Consider the following 19,448-nt stretch of genomic DNA (forward strand, 5'->3'; position numbering starts at 1 on the left):
GGCATATAAGGCGTGCTAATTTTGCGAAAACTTTAAATAAAAAAGGTGCTTAATATGCGCAAAATACTTATAGCGTTAACGGTTTCAATGTTTGCCAATACCGCAATCGCCAAACCGCTCTCCTTACTAAACGTATCCTACGATCCTACCCGTGAGTTTTATCAGGATTTTAACAAGGCCTTTGCCAGCCATTGGCAAAGTCAGAATTCGGCTCAGCCGCTGCGGCTTAATCAATCTCATGGTGGCTCAGGCAGGCAAGCTATTGCCGTGATCAACGGCATTGAGTCTGATGTGGTGACGTTAGCCCTGGCGCAAGACATTGATGCTATTGCTGAGGCAGGAAAAATCGCAAAGGATTGGCAAGCCCGGTTACCACATAATTCGGCGCCCTATACCTCCACCATTGTTTTTCTGGTTCGCAAAGGTAATCCGAAAAACATTAAAGATTGGGCGGATCTGACCAAAGAACATGTCAGCGTTATTACTCCCAATCCCAAAACCTCGGGTGGGGCGCGTTGGAACTATTTGGCAGCCTGGGGTTACGCCTTAGCGAAGAGTGGGAATGACGAAGCTTACGCCAAACAGTTTGTCACAGCACTGTTTCGCAATGTTGCGGTGCTCGATATTGGTGCTAGGGGGGCTGCAACCACTTTCCTGGACCGACAAATAGGCGATGTGTTGATCGCCTGGGAAAATGAAGCCTTACTCGCAATCAAAAAACTGGGCGCAGAGCAGGTTGAAATTGTGGTGCCAAGCATTTCAATCTTAGCCGAGCCATCCGTCGCTGTAGTCGATCAGGTGGTCGATAAAAAGGGCACCCGCGCTGCAGCAGAGGCTTATCTTGAGTTTCTTTATTCGCCAACCGGGCAGGAAATTGCCGCTAAGCATTTTTACCGGCCTCGCGACACGAATATTGCCGAAGAGTACTCAGCTCAATTCCCGGCATTAAATTTATTTACTATTGAAGACTTTGCCGGCTGGGAAGCAGCACATCAGAAACATTTTGCGCAAGGCGCCATCTTCGATCAGATCTACAGAAGATAAAAGGCACAGAAAAACCTGCCGAGTGTCCTGGTAATCAACACCTACAGTCATAACCAAAAGCGACACCACACCACGACTTCGGTACGCAAGCATACCGGAGTCGAAGAGCGGGGTAGCTTTACGCTAAAAAGGTATATAATCATCATTAATACTAGCCCGGACGAAAAGCTTCTGAGACTGAGATAGCTGTGTTACCGGTAGATACCGCCGAAAGCTGCTTTTGAATAGCCTGATATTAAGGATCTTGTGATGCAAGATGAAATCGTATTTCGCCCTGATCGCCGGGGAATAAGCATCAAACATATCGCGCTGATTTTCTTTGGTTTTTTGCTGTTTATTCAATTATTTCTGTTGGGGGCAGAGCCATTAGTGGTAAGACTGGCCGTTACCGTGGCTCTTGCTGTTTTCCTGCTATTAGGGCTTTGGCTTTGCAAATTACACTGCCAAAACTGGCCGCAAGAAATAGTGCTTAGCCGTTTCGGGATAAGCTACGGCAATATAAAGGCCATGCATGGTATCGATCTTATTCCGTGGCATGAAATCGCCCGGATGGATATTTTCTATACCGACCCCCGGTTACCGCCTCATCTGCGCATTGGTCTTAAGCCCGGCGCATTTTGTAGCCAGTTAAAAAAGCCGGTATTACAACGCTTTAGCATGGGGCTGGATGTCAATATCCCGGTATCAGTGAATGTGGCTGCGGATGTGGTGTTACAAACCGCGGAGCGTTTTTGGCAAGCGTCCAGGGAGAGAGTTGGTTGAGATCGCAGGACCGACTCCGGTACGGCAAGCATACCGGAGTCGAGGTGTGGTGTAGCGTTAAGATAGCTGCTTAGTTTGCTAGCGCAGGACCGACTCCGGTACGGCAAGCATACCGGAGTCGAGGAGTGGTGTAGCGTTAAGATCGCTGCTTAGTTTGATATCGCAGGACCGACTCCGGTACGACAAGCATACCGGAGTCGAGTGTGGTGCAGCGTTAAGGTAGCTGCTTAGTTTGATATCGCAGGACCGACTCCGGTATGACGAGCATACCGGAGTCGAGGTTTGGTGTAGCGTTAAGGTAGCTGCGTGATTTGATATCGCAGAACCGACTCCGGTACGGCAAGCATACCGGAGTCATGGCGCGGGGAAGCTATGGCAGTTTTTACGCTTACAGGGTTAATTCACCGCGCAGATCTTGCTGCATCTGAGTGCGGATCTGCTCCGGGCTGAGTGGTTTGCTTAGCAGGTAATGCAGCTTGGTCAGGCTTGCTTCCAGCGTCATATCAAAGCCACTGATCACGCCGGCGCGGCGTAAGGCATTACCGGTGGCATAACCATCCATATTGACCTTGCCTTTAAAGCATTGGGTGCAGTTTACTAATACCTGGCCGCTGTTACTGGCATTCTCCAGCACTTTAAGTAGTTCCGGGCGCTGTGGTGCATTACCCACACCAAAAGACTTAATAATCAGCGCCCGTACCGGTGCGGCCAGCATATTGCTGATCACGTCGGTGGTAATGCCGGGATAGAGTGTCACCACACTGATCGGCTGCGGTGTGATCTCAGCAACCTGTAACGGCAGGGCCTCGGCGCTATTGCTCAGCTTGCCGGCTAACAGCTTGATATGAATACCGGCTTCCAGCAGCGGCGGTAAATTGGGCGAAGCAAAGGCATTAAAGCCGTCGGCATCGGCCTTGGTCGCGCGGTTGCCGCGGAACAGCTGGTTATTAAAGAACAGCGACACTTCCGGGATCGGATAATTGGCCGCCAGATACAGCGCGTTTAACAGGTTAACCTGGCCGTCGGAGCGCAGCTGCGCCAGTGGGATCTGTGAGCCGGTGATAATCACCGGTTTTTGCAGATTCTCCAGCATAAAAGACAGCGCAGAGGCGGTGTAAGCCATGGTATCGGTGCCATGTAGCACCACAAAGCCGTCATAGCGCTGATAGTTTGCCTGAATATCTTTGGCAATACTTAACCAGTGCGCCGGTGTCATGTCGGAGGAATCGATTACCGGATGATATTCGTGAATGTCGAACTCGGGCATTTCCGGCCGGTAAAACTCCGGCATCCGTTTTACTGTGTCGGTTAAAAAGCCCGGTACCGGAATAAAGCCGCGGCTGGATTGCTGCATACCGATGGTACCGCCGGTATAGGCGACATAAATACGTTTTCTTTGCATGGGAACCTTAAAAAAATGCCCGGTCAGAGCCGGGCATTGTAATCCTTATTGCGTTTGCTGTCAGTGGATCTGGCAGCTCAGGCAGTAGGAGTAGATGCCATTAGGGTCATTAAACTGGTTCATTAACAGGAAGTCCTGTTGTACCTGCTGGCTTAACTGACGCAGGGCACGGTTTTGCATCGACTGGCCGAAGCTCGGTACCCAGCCTTTGGCCTGGGCAGCACCAAACATATCAACAAAGAATTGCTCTGCCGGGCTTAACTCTTGCTGGATCACTTTGACATCGTAGTTATCCAGGCCCGCCATTTCCGCAGCACGGGCAATGGCATCGTCGAAGGTACCCAGTTTATCCACCAGGCCAAACTCCTGCGCCATCCGGCCGGTCCAGACACGACCTTGGGCAACCTTATCTACCGCTTCCACGCTCATATTACGGTTTTTACCCACCATGGTCAGGAATTCGGTATAACCGCGCTCGATCAGCAGCTGCATTAAATCTTTCATTGGGTCATTTAACCCTTTAAACAGCGGAACACCGGCCGATAAGCCTGCCAGCTCAGTGGTACCTACGCCATCTACGTTTAAGCCCAGAGTTTGCATCGCATTTTCCAGCGTGTGCATTAAACCGAAGATACCAATAGAGCCGGTGATCGTAGTCGGGGCGGCCCAGATTTCATTGGCAGGCGCGGCAATCCAGTAACCACCTGAGGCAGCAACGGCGCCCATAGAAGCAATAACCGGTTTGCCAGCTTCACGCAGCAGGGTAATTTCCTGACCAATCACTTCTGACGCGAAAGCACTGCCACCGCCGCTGTCAATGCGCAGTACTACGGCTTTAACCTTGTCATCGTGGCGGGCACGACGCAGCAGTGCTGCAGTAGAATCACCGCCAATGGTACCGGCTTTTGCCGTACCATCGATAATCATACCGCGGGCCACGACAACGGCTACTTTTTCGGTCATCGGATTATCAAACTGCTTGGCCGGTAACACCAGCTTGCTGTAATCATCGAAGGTGACATGGTTGTAGGTATTTTTGTCGTTCTTACCGACAACGGCAATTAAGCTGCGACGGAACTCTTCGCGGGTTTGGATACTATCAACCAGCTTGTTTTCCAGCGCGTACTTGCTTAAATCGCCCTCGGCGGCAGCCACCTTGGCATACAGACCGGCAAAGGTTTCGTCAAAGTTATCCAGTGCAAAGCCACGACGGCCGGCAACCTGTTCTTTATATTCCTGCCACAGCGCATTTAACCAGGCGATATTGGCTTCTTTGGCTTCAGCAGACATATCATCGCGGGTGTAGGGCTCTACCGCAGATTTATAGGTACCCACGCGGAACACATGGGTGCTGACCTTCAGTTTTTCCAGTGCGCTCTTGTAGAACATCGGATAGCTGCCGTAACCTTCCAGGATCACAGCACCCATTGGCTCCAGGCTGATTTGATCAGCATAGCTGGCCAGAAAATACTGGTTTTGGGCAAAGAAGGCGCCGTAGGCGAATACTTTTTTACCGCCTTGCTTGAAATTCTCAATCGCGCTGCCAACGGCCAGCATCTTGTCCAGTGAAGCACGACCTAAGCCGGATAAATCCAGCACCATGGCCTGAATGCGGTTATCTTTAGCGGCATGATTAATTACCGCAACCAGATCGCTAACCAGGATCTCCGGCGTTTCTTCCTGGCCACCCAGGCTCTGATTCATAATGGCGGCGATAGGATCAACAAAGCGTTTTTCTTCAACCAGATCGCCTCTCAGATTCAGGTAAAGGGCAGAGGTTTTCGCCACTTTGACTTTGTCGCCGCCACCGAAGATGGCGCTGCCAATTAAGATCACAAATAAAATAAAGATGATATTAAGCACGGTGGAGCGAAAGCCCTTATAGACGGCCCAGATCGCGCCAAAGAAGCGCCGGATGATGCCTTTCTTTTTTTCTGCCATGAGATATTCCTGTGTCTCGAACGATTTTTTGCATTAGGTATGCTAACTGCTTTTGCTGCAAAGTCGAAACCGAATTTGTAAGAAAATGTATATCGCTTGCGAAACGGCGCCAAACTCGCTAGAGTCTGGCATTTATGACAGGTACGACCAGAGAGGTTTATGTGGCTTATCAACAATTATTACAACCGCTCGATCTCGGTTTCACAACATTACGCAACAGAGTGATTATGGGGTCGATGCATACCGGCCTGGAAGAAGAGAAAAATGGTTTTAGTAAACTGGCGGCCTTTTATGCTGAGCGCGCGAAAGGTGGTGTCGGGTTAATTATTACCGGCGGTATCAGCCCGAATTTTCGCGGCAACCTGGTACCTTTTGGTTGTCAGCTAAGTTTCTGGTGGCAGGTTGGCAAGCATAAGCAGGTCACTGAAGCTGTGCATCAGTACGGCGCCAAGATCTGCCTGCAACTGTTACATGCTGGTCGCTATGGTTATCATCCGTTTAACGTCGCCCCCAGCAAAATTAAATCACCCATTACTCCGTTTAAGCCATCAGAGCTGTCTGGCCGTCAGGTGCGTGCCACCATTAAAGACTTTGCCAATGCCGCCAAACTGGCGAAAAAAGCCGGTTACGATGGTGTGGAAATTATGGGCTCGGAAGGCTACCTGATTAACCAGTTTATTTGTCAGCGCACTAACCAGCGTACCGATGAATGGGGCGGTAGCTTTGATAACCGCAGCCGTTTTGCGCTGGAAACTGTAAGGGCGGTACGTGAAGCCTGTGGTAAGGACTTTATTATCATTTACCGGCTGTCTATGCTCGATTTGGTAGAAGATGGTAATACCTTTGATGAAGTCGTCGCTTTAGGTAAAGGCGTTGCCAAGGCCGGTGCGACGATGATTAATACCGGCATTGGCTGGCATGAGGCGCGGATCCCGACTATTACCACCCGGGTACCGCGGGCTGCCTTTAGCTGGATCACGGAGCGGGTGCGCAAGGAGCTGTCCGTGCCGGTGATTGCCACTAACCGTATTAATGATCCACAGGTAGCGGAAGATATTCTGGTTAATGGTCAGGCTGACCTGGTGTGCATGGCGCGACCTTTCCTGGCTGACGCCGACTTTGTCAATAAAGCGGCTGCTGATCAGGCCGATCTGATTAATACTTGTATTGCCTGTAATCAGGCCTGCCTGGATCATATCTTCCAGCAAAAACGCGCCAGTTGTTTAGTAAACCCGCGTGCCTGTTACGAGACTGAGCTAAATTTCACCCCGGCTACAACCCGCAAAAAGCTGGCGGTAGTCGGTGCCGGCCCGGCTGGCCTGGCCTTTAGTGTTTATGCTGCGCAGCGTGGCCACGAGGTGCACTTATTTGATAAATCGCACCAAATCGGCGGCCAGTTTAACTACGCCAAACAAATTCCGGGCAAAGAAGAGTTCCACGAAACCCTGCGTTATTACGGCCGGATGCTGGAGCTACATGCGATTAAGCTGCATTTAAATGCTGAGCAAAGCGTGGAGTCGTTAAGCGCCGGTGGCTTTGATGAGATTATTCTGGCCACCGGGATAGTGCCGCGTGATATTGGTTTGCCGGGGCAGGACCATCCGAAAGTACTGAGTTATCTGGATGTGCTGCGCGACCATAAAGCCGTGGGTAAGCATGTGGCTATTATTGGCGCCGGTGGCATTGGCTTTGATGTATCGGAATATCTGACCGAAGAACATTCACTGACGCTGCAACCGGATGCCTGGTTAAAAGACTGGGGCGTTGATAAGGCCTATCAGGCGCGTGGTGCCTTGCTAAAAGCCGAGCCGGCTGAGCCAGCCAAGCGCAAGATCTATTTGTTGCAGCGTAAGAATACCAAGGTTGGCTCTGGCCTGGGTAAAACCTCGGGCTGGGCACACCGGGCCTCGTTGCAGAAAAAAGGCGTGGAAATGCTGGCCGGCGTAAATTATCTGAAAGTAGATGATGCCGGGCTTTGGATCAGCATTAATAACGAAGAGCGCTGCCTGGCGGTGGATAATGTGGTGATCTGTGCCGGTCAGGAGCCGCTGCGGGCGCTGCAACAAGGTTTAATTGAGCGGGGGCAGAAAGTGCATTTAATAGGCGGTGCGGATGTTGCTGCCGAGCTTGATGCCAAGCGCGCCATTCGTCAGGGCGCGGAGCTGGCAGCACAAATCTAGTCGTTTTGCCTGGCTCAGGCCAGGTTCCCTACCTTTGACTGGCCGGTTGCACCAAAAAAGTGCGACCGGTCATCTCTTTGTCATCTTTTTGTCCTTTACTTGCCCTATTTTTACGCAGTATTAGCTGCTATCTTTATTAGTAGTTTCATTAACACTAATAAAATGCAAAGCCGCCAAGCAGTAGTCAGATATTGGTATTGCTATTGCATAGCAGGTGAAGGCCAAGCAGTGCAGTGAAAAGCCTGCCGCAATCGCCTGAACCCCGCACAACCAAGACCAACCCCGGGGATAACACAGTATCAATTTCATTATATGGAACCACTGTGCCAGGCACAGTGCTAAAGGGGAGAAACTATGTCAGGTGTATTAACGATGATTCTGGCGGGTGGTGAAGGTACCCGTTTGGCGCCTTTAACCGGCGTGCGGGCGAAACCAGCGGTGCTGTTCGGTGGTAACTACCGGATCATTGACTTTGTCTTAAACAACTTTGTGAACTCAGACTTGCTGCAAATTTTTGTGATTACGCAGTTTAAATCGCACTCTCTAATGAAACACCTAAGCCGCGCTTGGCGGGTCGGCGGCATTACCAACCGTTTTATTGATCCGATCCCAGCCCAGATGCAAACCGGTAAGCACTGGTATTTGGGCACGGCTGATGCCATCTATCAAAACCTGCATTTAATTGAAGGCTTGGATCCGGAGCATATCTGTGTTTTTGGTGGCGACCATATTTATAAGATGGATGTGCGGCAAATGCTGGACTTTCATCGCAAAAAGCAGGCTAAGTTGACGGTGGCTGCCATTCCGGTACCGGTGTCGCAGGCGCATGAGTTTGGCATTATTGAAGTCGATGCCGACGGCCGGATGATCGGTTTTCAGGAAAAACCGAAACAGGATCCGAAAACCATCCCCGGCCGGCCCGATATGGTGTTGGCCTCGATGGGTAACTATATTTTTGAAGCCAAATGTCTGGTTAAGGTGTTAAACGACGATGCCGATAATCCGGACTCCAAACATGATTTTGGCCATAATATTATTCCGGGCCTGGTGCCGGGCGGTGAAGTCTTTGTCTATGATTTCTCGACTAATAAAATCCGTGGTGAATCGGAGAGCAGTTCCGGTTACTGGCGTGATGTTGGTACGCTGGACTCTTATTACGAAGCCAATATGGATCTGATTTCTATTGACCCGCCGTTTGACGTTTACAACCGCTACTGGCCACTGCGTAGCTATACGCCACCGATGCCGCCGGCGAAATTTGTGCATGATCAGGCGAACCGTACCGGGCAGGCGATTAGCTCAATGGTCGCAGCGGGTTGTATTGTTAGCGGCTCTATCGTTTATCAGTCGATACTGGGTTACAACGTGCATGTACATAGCCATAGCTATATCGAAAAATGCGTACTGATGGGCAATAACGATATCGGCCGTGGCTGCCGTATTCGCCGTGCCATCATCGACAAAGATGTTAAGATAGCACCCGGCACCGTGATTGGTGAGGATATTGAAGCGGATCGCAAGCGGTTTCATATCTCGCCGGGTGGTGTGGTGGTGATCCCGAAAGGGGCCAAAGTGGGTTTTGATGATGACAGTGGCAGCTAAGGCTGCCTGTAAAAAAAAGGATCTGCCTGGTGCGAGTTCTGTTGTTATGTAGTGAATATGAAGGGCTGATCAAAACCGGTGGGCTGGCAGATGCCTGTCGCGGCATAGCGCAGGGGCTGGTTGATGCTGGCCATCAGGTCACCGTTTTATTGCCGCAATATACCAATCTGTACAGCCGGCCAACCGGGGAATGGCACTCGGTTTATTTTCATTTAGGCGGTCGGCCACTGGGCTGCGCGGTACGGCAGTTGGCGCAAGCCAGTCAGGGTGGGGTGGATATCCGCCTGCTGGAGCATCATGATTTCTTTCATCGTGAGCGGCCCTATGATGATGGTGATCAGGGGTATGCCGACAATCCGCTGCGCTTTGCGTTTTTCTGCAAAGCCGCGCTGGAATGGTGCCGCCAGTATTTACCGGATGTCGATCTGATCCATGGCCATGACTGGCAAACCGCAGTGACAGCGGCCTATTTAAAACAGCATTATGCGCAGGACCCGGTACTTGGCAGGGTCCCCTTTGTGTTTACTATCCATAATGGCGCCTATCAGTTAACGGCCGGCGCAGAGTGGTTTGGTAAGCTGGAACTGGCGCAGCAGCAGGATCACTTTCTGAATATGCTGGAGCAGGGCATTCGTTATGCGGCCAAAGTGAATACGGTCAGCCAGGGCTATCGTGACGAGTTGTTATCGGAGCCAGCGGCCAATGGTTTGGCCCGCTTGTATCAACAACGGCAAGCTGATTTTGTCGGTATTCTGAATGGTTGCGATTATCAGCAGTGGGATCCGGCCACCGATTTAACCTTGATTAGAAATTTCGATAGCACCGATCTAAGTGGCAAAGCAGCCTGTAAACAACAGCTAAAAGCCCGCTTTCATTTACCGGCGGCGGACGTGCCGTTAATGGTGGCGGTAAGCCGGATCACCGGTCAGAAAGGCTATGACTATCTGATCCCGGCACTGCGCCAGTTTTTGCTACAAAGTCCGGTACAGGTGTTTATTGTTGGCAGTGGCGAGCAACATTATTGCCGGCAACTCTATCAGTTACAGGAAGATTTTCCGGCGCAGTTCCGTTTTTTTGAGGGCTTTGATGAGACCCTGGCACACCAGACTGAAGCGGCCGGTGATTTCTTTTTAATGCCATCGTTATTCGAACCCTGTGGCTTAAATCAGTTGTATAGTCTGAAATATGGCGCTGTGCCTTTGGTGCGGCTAACCGGGGGGTTGCGAGATACCGTTGTCCCATGGCCAGACCAGGCCGCAACGGGCATTGGTTTTAGTGATGTCAGTATCGCCGCTTTATTGTCGGCGTTACAGCAAGCCGAGCAACTTTATCTGCAACAGCCAGCCTATCGGGCGGTGCAATTACGCGGTATGCAGCAGAACTTTAGCTGGCAAAGCTCGGTGCAAAGTTATATTCAGCTTTACCAACAGGCGTTGACTGAGCAGTTTTCGCGGAGTTAATCGCCACTTGCGCAGCTTGCTGCAAAATTGCCGTGAGTCAGACGGTTTTTTTTGATAGCCTGCGCAGCAACAGCTCTAGCTACTTACAGGTAAGTTTATGGATGCATTAACTCTTCTGACCAGCCGTTATTCTTCGCCGCGCCTAACCGAGCCGGCTCCCTCAGCTGAAGCTATGGCACTGATTAAACGTGCCGCAGTGCAGGTACCGGATCATGGTGCCTTACGACCATGGCGTTTTGTCGTAGTGCAAGGGCGGGAGGCGCTGGTTCGCTTAGGCGATATTTTTGCCGAAGCGGCGATTGAAGAAGATCCTACCATTTCGCTGGAATTACAGGAGCGGGCACGGCAGTTGCCACTGCGGGCACCGATGGTGATTGTCTGTATTGCGAAGATTAACGACCATCCGAAGGTCCCCGCAGCGGAGCAGGTACAGTCCACCGCCTGTGCAGTGATGGCAATGCAGCAAATGGCCTTTGCCTTAGGTTATGGTGGTATTTGGCGCACCGGCGCTTACACTCAGTATGATTATGTTAAGCAGGCGTTTGAGCTGGCAGCAGATGATGAAATTGTCGGCTTTTTATATCTCGGCACGCCAAATGGCCAGGCACCTAATCGCACACCGCTGGATGCGGATAGCTTTTTCACTGAGTTTTAATCGGTTTGTCAGAGTAATAAATAGAGCGAAGTCTGACGTTATCCCGGTACATTAAGCAGAAAAAACCCGCAATAATTTGCGGGTTTTTTCTGTCTTATCAGAATGTTCTATTCAACATTCAACATTCAACATTCAACATTCAACATTCAACATTCAACAATTAGAACTCGGCATTACCCGGTGTTCGCGGGAAAGCAATCACATCGCGCACATTACCAACACCAGTGACATAGGACACTAAGCGCTCAAAGCCCAAACCAAAGCCGGCGTGTGGTACTGTGCCGTAGCGGCGTAAATCGCGATACCAGCCGTAATCTTCTTTGTTCAGCCCCATCTCGTCCATGCGCTTATCCAGCATCTCAAGGCGCTCTTCACGCTGACTACCACCGATAATTTCACCAATACCCGGTGCCAGGACGTCCATCGCTGCCACAGTTTTACCGTCTTCATTTAAACGCATATAGAAGGCTTTAATGTCTTTCGGGTAGTTTTGCATAATGATCGGCGCACCAATATGCTCTTCGGCCAGATAGCGCTCGTGTTCAGACTGCAGGTCAACACCCCATTCTACCGGGTACTCGAATTTCTTACCGCAGGTTTTCAGAATTTCGATGGCATCGGTGTAGTCCATCCGCACAAAGCTGGAGTTCACCACCTTCTCCAGCCGGTTGATCGCATCAGCATCAATCCGCTCGGCAAAAAAGGCGAGATCGTCGGCGCGCTCGGCCAATACCGCTTTAAACACGTACTTCAGCATATCTTCGGCCAGCTGGGCGATATCTTTTAGTTCGGCAAAGGCGACTTCCGGTTCAATCATCCAGAACTCAGCCAGGTGACGGCTGGTGTTCGAATTCTCAGCACGGAAGGTTGGGCCAAAGGTATAGATCTTTGACAGCGCACAGGCATAGGCTTCACCGTTCAGCTGACCTGATACCGTTAAAAAGGTCTCTTTACCAAAGAAATCCTGGCTAAAATCAACTTTCCCCTGATCGTTGCGTGGCAGGTTATGAATATCCAGCGTACTGACACGGAACATTTCACCGGCACCTTCAGTATCCGAACCGGTAATAATCGGTGTGCTGATCCAGTAATAACCCTGCTCATGGAAAAAACGGTGGATGGCTTGTGCCAGACAGTGCCGTACCCGGGTGACCGCGCCCATAATATTGGTGCGTGGCCGCAGGTGCGCCTGTTCGCGCAGATATTCCATGCTGTGGCGTTTAGGCGCCATCGGGTAAGTATCCGGGTTTTCTACCCAGCCTAACACTTCAACGACATCGGCCTGAATTTCATACGCCTGGCCCTGACCTTCAGAGCGGGCAATCACACCTGAAACCGCCACAGAGCAAGAGGTGGTCAGACGCTTTACTTCTGTTTCGTAATTGGCCAGATTGGCCGGAACCACGGCCTGAACCGCATCAAAACAGCTGCCGTCATGCACGGCTAAAAAGGAAATACCGGCTTTTGAATCGCGGCGGGTGCGGATCCAGCCTTTTACCGTGATCTTTTCGCCAACCGCATAGCGACCGGCCAGAACATCTTTAATAACAGCATGCGTCATGCAAACAACTCCAAAGGGACAAGCAGGGGCAGCATCAGCTCTAGCGCCCAGGTTGAATTAAAGCAGTAATGATACTTGGCGCAAGGCTGAATACAAGCAAAAAATTGCGCCAGCAGAAAAGAGTTGGCTCGCCGGAAGAAAGTTGCGTACTAGGGCGTGGCGACCTGACGGACCTGCACCTTTTTCAAATTAGGTAAATAGATAAGCTGTTGACCATCGGCACTTAGGATCACCTCAGCGGTACCCCGAAAGTGCCGGCTTTCGAGTCGATCCGCATCCAGCACCCAAAGCCGGATATTATTTTCCAGCAGCAGTTGCTTGCCATCCTGCTGACTGGCTATCAGTTGCAGCTTATAACCTTGTTGCGCCGGCAGCTGACCATCCTGATAACTCAGATCAAACTGAAAGCCGCCACTTAATGCCTGTACGTTGCCAGTACGTAAGTTACGGCCGCTAATAAGAATAGCGCTACCACGGGCTAAAGCCCGCGGTGCCGTTAAACGCCAGAGACTGCCATCGGTCAGCGCCAGTTGGTTCGTGCTGCTGCCATTTATTTCCGACAACAGATACTGCACTGGCTCACCCGGGGTTTGTGACAAGATAGCGGCGCTGAAAAACAGTGCGCCAAGCAGGCTCAGGCGTTTTAGCATCAGGGTACCGCCTGATACAGGGTTTTGATCCAGCGCTCTTCGGTAATAAAGTTCCAGTGCCAGGCTTTGAACTCGTCACCCAGACCTTTGGCAATCAGCTCGGCTTCAGAGACGCCTTGCTGTTTGGCGGCAGTCACCAGCGCCAGCGTTTGCTCCATCATAGCCAGTTCCTGCTGTAAGCCGGCTTTATTGGTCAGCTCACCATGGCCCGGAATCACCTGCGTTCGCTCATCAATTTTGCTAATCACATAGCGGGTGTTTTCAATATATTGCTGCACATTGCCGCCATTATTGGTATCAACGAATGGGAAGCGGCCCTGAAACATCAGATCGCCCATATGCACAATATTCTGTGCCGGGAACCAAATCAGCAAGTCGCCGTCGGTATGGCTGGCCGGCATCGGCTCCAGCACCAGCTCGACGCCAAAATGATTAATGGTGGTTTTTTCTGTAATGGTGGTTTTCGGTAAGCCCGCCGGATCGAAATTGGCGTTACCGGCCAGCCGGGTTTTAACATTGGCATGAGCAATAATGTCAGCCTGAGCGGCCAGGGCGGCATTGCCACCAACATGATCGCCATGCATATGGGTATTAATCAACGTTGTGAGTTCAGCCGGGCTTAGCGTTTTTAAGCTGGCGCGAATTTTCTCCGCCAGCTCGGCATACTGGCTGTCAATCAACAGCACGCCCTGAGGTGCTGCTACCGCAGCCATATTGCCGCCAGCGCCGGTCAGCATATAGACATTATCTTTTAGCGGGGTAGCACTAACCTGTACATCGGCAAAGCGGTTGGCCAACGCCACGCTACTACAAAGTAGCAGGGCTGCGCCGGTAAAAAGGCTAAGGGTTTTAGTTAATTTCATTATCGGCTCCAATAGTTTAGGCACAAAAACTACGGCCTGTTTTGCTGTTTAGTTTACTCTAGCACGACGAGGCAACCTCGTACATCGACCAACAGAGACGACTTAGCTGTGCACTGCTAATGGTAAAGGGCGGCATAATATAGATCAGGTTATTAAAGGGCCGGATCCAGACACCGCGCTCGACAAACTGAGCCTGTAATTTCGCCACGTCCACTTTTTGTTGCATTTCCAGCACGCCAATGGCGCCCAGTACCCGCACTTGTTTGACTGCCGCAAGCTTAGCACAGGGGGCTAACTCCACGGTAAGCTGTTGTTCAATCGCCGCCACCTGCTGCTGCCAGTGTCCTTCGGCAATGATGCGGATACTCTCCAGTGCCACTGCGCAGGCCAGCGGATTGGCCATAAAGGTCGGGCCATGCATTAACCCGCCGGCCGCACTTAAACTAATACCGCGGGCAATTTCATCACTACACAGCGTGGCGGCCAGCGTCAGATAGCCACCACTTAACGCCTTGCCCAGACAGAGGATATCCGGATTGATTGCGGCATGCTCACAGGCAAACAACTTACCGCTGCGGCCAAAGCCGGTAGCAATTTCATCGGCAATCAGCAGCACCTGATACTGGTCACAGAGCTCGCGTACACCGCGTAAATAATCCGGATGATAAAAGCGCATACCACCATAGCCCTGAACGATCGGCTCCAGAATGATGGCGGCGATGTCATTGGCAGACTGGCGCAGCAGGTCACGTAGCGGTGTCAGATCGTTATCGTCAAAGAGGCCGGCAAAAGCACTCTGTGGTGCCGGCAGGAAATCATGCTGTGGCAGTAACTGGCTAAACATACTATGCATACTGTCATGCGGATCGCAGACCGCCATCGCCGCGAAGGTATCCCCATGGTAGCCTTGGCGCAGACTTACCAGCCGGGTCTTTTGGGTTTGACCCACACCTTGCCAGTATTGCAGTGCCATTTTCAGCGCCACTTCTACCGCAATAGAGCCGCTGTCGGCCAGGAAAACCTTGCTGAGATTGGCCGGTACCATCTTAAGCAGCTGCTGACAGAGTGCCACGGCAGGTTGATGGGTAATGCCGCCAAACATTACATGCGCCATCTGGCTAAGTTGGCTGCTAACGGCCTGATTCAGCCGTGGGTGATTATAACCATGCACGGCTGACCACCAGGATGCGGTGCCGTCAATCAGTTTGCGGCCATCTTCCAACTCCAGTTCGCAGCCATCGGCCCGCACTATCGGATAAACCGGTAGTGGCGTTAACATCGACGTATAGGGGTGCCAGATATGCTGGCGATCAAAATCCAGATTTATGCTCATAAAATAATCAGTAGTAAACTTTGATGGCTGGTCTGCGTTGACAAGCCGGGGGTGGTCGCTAGACTAGCGGAAAAACCATTGCGGCTCAATGCTGCTACGCTGATAACAGGGATCCCCATGCAGGCCACATCTTTTCAGGTTACTCCCCGCCATAACTGGACTTTAGCCGAGGTTAATGCGCTGTTCGCCTTACCCTTTAATGATTTATTATTTCAGGCACAGTCGGTGCACCGGGTGCATTTTAATGCCAATGAGGTGCAGGTTAGCACCTTGCTGTCGATTAAAACCGGTGCCTGTGCCGAAGATTGTAAATATTGTCCGCAAAGTGGCCATTACAATACCGGCCTTGAGCGTGAGCGGTTGTTAGAGGTAGAAAAGGTGCTGCGCCAGGCCGCGGCCGCGAAAGACAAGGGCGCCAGTCGCTTTTGTATGGGCGCTGCCTGGAGTAACCCTAAGCAGCGCGATATGCCGTATTTAATTGAAATGGTGCGTGGCGTAAAAGCCATGGGCCTGGAAACCTGTATGACACTGGGTAAGCTGGAGCCGGAGCAGGCGCATTCACTGGCCGCAGCGGGTCTGGATTACTACAACCATAACCTGGATACCTCGCCGGAGTTTTACGGTGAAATTATTACCACCCGCAGTTATCAGGATCGACTGGATACGCTGAGCCATGTGCGCGATGCCGGCATGAAAGTCTGTTGTGGTGGCATTGTCGGTATGGGCGAAAGTGCTAATGACCGCTCGGCGTTACTGATGCAAATTGCTAATTTGCCGCTGCATCCGGAGAGTGTGCCAATTAATATGCTGGTCAAGGTAGAAGGCACACCACTGGAGAATGTCGCCGATCTGGACGGTTTTGAATTTATCCGTACCATTGCCGTCGCCCGTATTATGTTGCCACAAAGCCATGTTCGCTTATCTGCTGGCCGTAGCCGGATGAATGAACAGATGCAGGCGCTATGCTTTTTCGCCGGTGCCAACTCCATTTTCTACGGTGACAAACTGCTGACCACCGAAAACCCGGCGGCGGATGCGGATATGCAATTATTTGCCAAGCTCGGCATAGTGCCGGAAAAGCGCCAGGATGTGTCGGATGAAGCCCATGCGCTGGCACTGGCCGATGCCATTAAAGAGCAGCAAAATCCGCCGCTATATCATGCTGCAGGCTAAGCGCCATGCAGCTTGCCGCCATGCAACAGGCACTTGCCGAGCGCGAGGCTAAGGCGCTCAGGCGTAGCACCAGGGCACTTGGCGCCGTCTCTGGCCGGTTATTGCATGTCAATGGCCGGCAGTATCTGAATTTTTCCGGTAATGACTATCTGGGGTTGGCCAGCGAGCCCAAAGTCCAGCAAGCGCTGTGTGATGCGGTCAGCCAATATGGGGTGGGCAGTACCGGCTCACCGCTGGTAACGGGTTTTCATGCCGCGCATCAGGCGTTAAGTACCGAGCTTTGTGATTGGCTTGGTGTCGAGCGGGTCTTGCTGTTTAGCTCGGGCTTTGCCGCTAACCAAAGTATGCTGGAGTGTCTGGCCAGTGCCGATGATCAGCTGCTGCTCGATAAGCTCTGCCATGCCTCCCTGATTAGCGCTGCGCAGCAGCATCCTTCGCAGGCCAAGCAGCCACTGCGGCGTTTTGCGCATAATAAGTTGGCTTCCTTAGAAAAGCTGTTACAAAAAACCGTCAGCGCCAGACATCAGTTGGTGGTGACTGAAGGTGTCTTTAGTATGGATGGTGATAGTCCGGATTTGCCGGCTATGCTGAAGCTGTGTCAGCAGCATCAGGCCGCGCTGCTACTGGATGATGCGCATGGTATAGGCGTACTGGGGCCTGAGGGGCGAGGTACCGCGGCGGCTCAGGGGGTGGCAAACAGCGAGCTGTTCTGCACCATGGCCAATTTTGGCAAAGCCCTGGGCGCCAGCGGTGCTTTTCTGGCAGCGAACAGCACCGTTATCGAGTATCTGGAACAGTTTGCCAAACATTATATTTACAGCACAGCGCTGCCACCGGCACTTTGCGCGGCGGTGCACTGTGCCATCCGCTTAGTTCGCACTGAGCAGTGGCGACGTGACCTGCTACAGGACAATATCCGCTTGTTCCGACAACTGGCAGCAGAGGCCGGTTTACCGCTGCTGCATGCAGAAGAGGCGACGACAAGCTGGCTGGATCGCAGCCAGCACAGTGCCATTCAGCTGCTGCTATTAGGCGAAGCCAGTCGTGCTTTGGCACTGAGCCAGGCCTTGCAACAACAGGGGATTTGGCTAACCGCGATCCGGCCACCGACGGTACCACCTAATAGCGCCAGGTTACGCATAACGCTGAGCGCCAGTCATCAGCCGGACGATATCCGGTTTTTAATCAATACCTTAAGGCAGTACTTTTAATGCAGGCTGTAATACAAGCTTCTCAGGGCGCCATCGCCGCCTGTTTTGGTAAAGCCGCGGCCAGTTATCAGCACGCGGCCCGCTTACAGCGCCAGGTCGCCTATCAGGCGTTGGCCGGTTTAACGGCTGCCGGTTCGCTTACAGGCACAACACTGGGCAACACGCTCGATTTGGGCTGCGGCCCGGGTTGGCTGCATCCGGAGTTAGCACCACATACCGAAACGCTGACTGCGCTGGATTTTAGTCCCGGCATGCTGGCTGCGGCCAAGGCACAGGGGCAGGCGGCGCATTATCTGTTAGCCGATGCGGCGGCGATCCCACTGGCTGATGCCAGTATCAATACCGTATTTTCCAGTTTAATGCTGCAGTGGTGCCCTGAGCCAGCCCAGGTACTGCACGAAATTAGCCGGGTACTGACGCCAGGGGGGCGGGCTGTGGTCACGACCTTAGTTGCCGGCACCCTTAGCGAGTTGCAGACCGCCTTTGCTGCGGTGGATCAGCACCAGCATGTGCAACATTTTTTACCCCTCAATGCACTCAGCACCGCCGCAGAGGCCTCAGGCGCAAGCTGGCAAGTGCATAGCTATCAGCTTGACCTTAGCTACCCGGATATCTTTGCGCTGGCAAAAGAGTTAAAACAATTGGGCGCCAGTTATATTGCCAATCGTGGGCGGCAGGGGTTAACCGGCAAGGGTTACTGGCAACAGGTTGCGGCGGCCTATCCGAATGCCAGTGCTTCAGGTTTAACGGCCAGCTATCAGGTTGCGGTGTTACAGCTTAGCAAGCCATGCAGGGATTAATGATGAACCAACACTGTTTTTTTGTTACCGGCACTGATACCGATGCCGGTAAGACCTATGTCAGTGCCTTGTTGTTACAAGGCTATGCCGCTTTGGGCATTACTGCGCTGGGCGCGAAACCGCTGGCAGCGGGTGCAGAGCAGGCGGCGGATGGCAGCCTGCAAAATAGTGACGCGTTACTGTTGCAGCAGCATTCTGGTATCGCGTTGCCTTATGTGCAGCATAATCCGGTGTGTTTAGCCGAACCAGCCGCACCGCATCTGGTGGCGGCCGCCGCTGGTATCAGGCTGAATGAGCCACAACTGACTGCACATTTGCAGCAGTTACAGCAAACTCAGGCGCCGCGCATTTTAATCGAGGGCGCCGGTGGTTGGTTATTACCTTTATCGGATAAGCGTTATCTGGCGGATTGGGTGCTGGAACAGCAATTGCCGGTGGTGTTAGTGGTAGGCATTAAGCTGGGCTGTTTAAATCATGCCATGCTCACGGTGCGGGAATTAGAGCGCAGTGGTGCCAGGATCCTTGGTTGGGTCGCCAATATTATCAGCCCGGATATGCTGTATCTGGCACAAAATATTGCGGACTTAACGCAGCGTATTCAGGCGCCCTTGCTGGCTACTGTGCCTTATGCCGCTGTCGCTAAGCCGGAAATCGCGCTTCAGTTAGCGGCAGCCTTAGAACAACATCTGACTTAGGCCGTTGTGAGTGCTTATATTTACTTACACGTTTTACCTGACTTTTCATATTTTTTGCCGTAAAACGGCAACCAGAAATTGAATTCATGGTCTATGCCCATATATACAGGTGCAGT

At 52.0% G+C, this 19,448-nt stretch carries 16 protein-coding genes; 10 read left to right on the top strand and 6 right to left on the bottom strand.

Going from position 1 to position 19,448, the window contains the following annotated elements; all coding sequences use genetic code 11:
• Positions 1–54 precede the first annotated feature (54 nt).
• Both AEST_RS08480 and AEST_RS08485 read left to right on the top strand, forming a co-directional pair.
• The gene (locus AEST_RS08480; protein ID WP_008608443.1) at positions 55–1,044 is read left to right on the top strand and encodes a sulfate ABC transporter substrate-binding protein; all 990 of its coding nucleotides are present in this window, start codon (positions 55–57) and stop codon (positions 1,042–1,044) included.
• A 249-nt stretch (positions 1,045–1,293) separates the two neighbouring features.
• On the top strand, positions 1,294–1,806 hold the full coding sequence (locus AEST_RS08485) for a hypothetical protein (protein WP_008608444.1): 513 nt from the start codon (positions 1,294–1,296) through the stop codon (positions 1,804–1,806).
• A 388-nt stretch (positions 1,807–2,194) separates the two neighbouring features.
• Here the strand turns inward: AEST_RS08485 and ansA are convergent, their stop codons facing one another.
• The gene (ansA, locus tag AEST_RS08490; protein WP_008608445.1) at positions 2,195–3,208 is read right to left on the bottom strand and encodes an asparaginase; all 1,014 of its coding nucleotides are present in this window, start codon (positions 3,206–3,208) and stop codon (positions 2,195–2,197) included.
• A gap of 60 nt (positions 3,209–3,268) precedes the next feature.
• Positions 3,269–5,149 carry a signal peptide peptidase SppA gene (sppA, locus tag AEST_RS08495; RefSeq protein WP_008608446.1) on the bottom strand — a complete coding sequence of 627 codons (1,881 nt, stop codon included), beginning with the start codon at positions 5,147–5,149 and terminating at the stop codon, positions 3,269–3,271.
• 134 nt (positions 5,150–5,283) lie between these two features.
• On the opposite strand from sppA, the gene AEST_RS08500 reads away from it, so the two are divergent.
• From AEST_RS08500 to AEST_RS08515, 4 genes are all read left to right on the top strand, one after another.
• Positions 5,284–7,329 carry an NADPH-dependent 2,4-dienoyl-CoA reductase gene (locus AEST_RS08500; RefSeq protein ID WP_274517116.1) on the top strand — a complete coding sequence of 682 codons (2,046 nt, stop codon included), beginning with the start codon at positions 5,284–5,286 and terminating at the stop codon, positions 7,327–7,329.
• A gap of 354 nt (positions 7,330–7,683) precedes the next feature.
• Positions 7,684–8,931, top strand: a complete 1,248-nt coding sequence (gene glgC, locus AEST_RS08505; protein WP_039925305.1) for a glucose-1-phosphate adenylyltransferase — start codon at positions 7,684–7,686, stop codon at positions 8,929–8,931.
• A gap of 29 nt (positions 8,932–8,960) precedes the next feature.
• Positions 8,961–10,391 carry a glycogen synthase gene (locus AEST_RS08510; RefSeq protein WP_008608449.1) on the top strand — a complete coding sequence of 477 codons (1,431 nt, stop codon included), beginning with the start codon at positions 8,961–8,963 and terminating at the stop codon, positions 10,389–10,391.
• A gap of 97 nt (positions 10,392–10,488) precedes the next feature.
• Positions 10,489–11,046: an NAD(P)H nitroreductase gene (locus tag AEST_RS08515; RefSeq protein ID WP_008608450.1), complete on the top strand. Its 558-nt coding sequence runs from the start codon at positions 10,489–10,491 to the stop codon at positions 11,044–11,046.
• Between the two features lie 160 nt (positions 11,047–11,206).
• Here AEST_RS08515 and asnS read toward each other — a convergent pair whose 3' ends face one another.
• From asnS to bioA, 4 genes are all read right to left on the bottom strand, one after another.
• Complete coding sequence (asnS, locus tag AEST_RS08520) at positions 11,207–12,607, bottom strand: asparagine--tRNA ligase (protein WP_008608452.1); 1,401 nt, start codon at positions 12,605–12,607, stop codon at positions 11,207–11,209.
• A 149-nt stretch (positions 12,608–12,756) separates the two neighbouring features.
• The gene (locus AEST_RS08525) at positions 12,757–13,257 is read right to left on the bottom strand and encodes a hypothetical protein (RefSeq protein WP_008608453.1); all 501 of its coding nucleotides are present in this window, start codon (positions 13,255–13,257) and stop codon (positions 12,757–12,759) included.
• Positions 13,257–14,120, bottom strand: coding sequence for an MBL fold metallo-hydrolase (locus tag AEST_RS08530; protein WP_008608454.1), 864 nt, complete (start codon positions 14,118–14,120; stop codon positions 13,257–13,259). The genes AEST_RS08525 and AEST_RS08530 overlap by 1 nt, the downstream gene beginning before the upstream one ends.
• Positions 14,121–14,178: 58 nt before the next feature.
• Positions 14,179–15,453 carry an adenosylmethionine--8-amino-7-oxononanoate transaminase gene (gene bioA, locus AEST_RS08535; protein ID WP_008608457.1) on the bottom strand — a complete coding sequence of 425 codons (1,275 nt, stop codon included), beginning with the start codon at positions 15,451–15,453 and terminating at the stop codon, positions 14,179–14,181.
• 117 nt (positions 15,454–15,570) lie between these two features.
• Between bioA and bioB the strand changes: the two genes are divergently transcribed.
• Genes bioB through bioD form a run of 4 tightly spaced genes read left to right on the top strand, consistent with a single transcriptional unit; the run spans position 15,571 to position 19,332 of the window.
• On the top strand, positions 15,571–16,626 hold the full coding sequence (gene bioB, locus AEST_RS08540) for a biotin synthase BioB (protein WP_008608458.1): 1,056 nt from the start codon (positions 15,571–15,573) through the stop codon (positions 16,624–16,626).
• A gap of 5 nt (positions 16,627–16,631) precedes the next feature.
• Positions 16,632–17,837: an aminotransferase class I/II-fold pyridoxal phosphate-dependent enzyme gene (locus tag AEST_RS08545; RefSeq protein WP_008608460.1), complete on the top strand. Its 1,206-nt coding sequence runs from the start codon at positions 16,632–16,634 to the stop codon at positions 17,835–17,837.
• The gene (locus AEST_RS08550) at positions 17,837–18,637 is read left to right on the top strand and encodes a methyltransferase domain-containing protein (RefSeq protein WP_008608461.1); all 801 of its coding nucleotides are present in this window, start codon (positions 17,837–17,839) and stop codon (positions 18,635–18,637) included. The genes AEST_RS08545 and AEST_RS08550 overlap by 1 nt, the downstream gene beginning before the upstream one ends.
• Positions 18,637–19,332: a dethiobiotin synthase gene (gene bioD, locus AEST_RS08555; protein WP_138984180.1), complete on the top strand. Its 696-nt coding sequence runs from the start codon at positions 18,637–18,639 to the stop codon at positions 19,330–19,332. The genes AEST_RS08550 and bioD overlap by 1 nt, the downstream gene beginning before the upstream one ends.
• Positions 19,333–19,448 lie beyond the last annotated feature (116 nt).

Origin of the sequence: Alishewanella aestuarii B11, from assembly GCF_000280055.1 — a bacterium.
Classification (GTDB): domain Bacteria; phylum Pseudomonadota; class Gammaproteobacteria; order Enterobacterales; family Alteromonadaceae; genus Alishewanella; species Alishewanella aestuarii.

Coding starts and splice junctions, on each gene's coding strand:
- AEST_RS08480 (WP_008608443.1), top strand. CDS start 55: ATGCGCAAAATACTTATAGCGTTAACGGTTTCAATGTTTGCCAATACC.
- AEST_RS08485 (WP_008608444.1), top strand. CDS start 1,294: ATGCAAGATGAAATCGTATTTCGCCCTGATCGCCGGGGAATAAGCATC.
- ansA (WP_008608445.1), bottom strand. CDS start 3,208: ATGCAAAGAAAACGTATTTATGTCGCCTATACCGGCGGTACCATCGGT.
- sppA (WP_008608446.1), bottom strand. CDS start 5,149: ATGGCAGAAAAAAAGAAAGGCATCATCCGGCGCTTCTTTGGCGCGATC.
- AEST_RS08500 (WP_274517116.1), top strand. CDS start 5,284: ATGACAGGTACGACCAGAGAGGTTTATGTGGCTTATCAACAATTATTA.
- glgC (WP_039925305.1), top strand. CDS start 7,684: ATGTCAGGTGTATTAACGATGATTCTGGCGGGTGGTGAAGGTACCCGT.
- AEST_RS08515 (WP_008608450.1), top strand. CDS start 10,489: ATGGATGCATTAACTCTTCTGACCAGCCGTTATTCTTCGCCGCGCCTA.
- asnS (WP_008608452.1), bottom strand. CDS start 12,607: ATGACGCATGCTGTTATTAAAGATGTTCTGGCCGGTCGCTATGCGGTT.
- AEST_RS08525 (WP_008608453.1), bottom strand. CDS start 13,257: ATGCTAAAACGCCTGAGCCTGCTTGGCGCACTGTTTTTCAGCGCCGCT.
- AEST_RS08530 (WP_008608454.1), bottom strand. CDS start 14,120: ATGAAATTAACTAAAACCCTTAGCCTTTTTACCGGCGCAGCCCTGCTA.
- bioA (WP_008608457.1), bottom strand. CDS start 15,453: ATGAGCATAAATCTGGATTTTGATCGCCAGCATATCTGGCACCCCTAT.
- bioB (WP_008608458.1), top strand. CDS start 15,571: ATGCAGGCCACATCTTTTCAGGTTACTCCCCGCCATAACTGGACTTTA.
- AEST_RS08545 (WP_008608460.1), top strand. CDS start 16,632: ATGCAGCTTGCCGCCATGCAACAGGCACTTGCCGAGCGCGAGGCTAAG.
- AEST_RS08550 (WP_008608461.1), top strand. CDS start 17,837: ATGCAGGCTGTAATACAAGCTTCTCAGGGCGCCATCGCCGCCTGTTTT.
- bioD (WP_138984180.1), top strand. CDS start 18,637: ATGATGAACCAACACTGTTTTTTTGTTACCGGCACTGATACCGATGCC.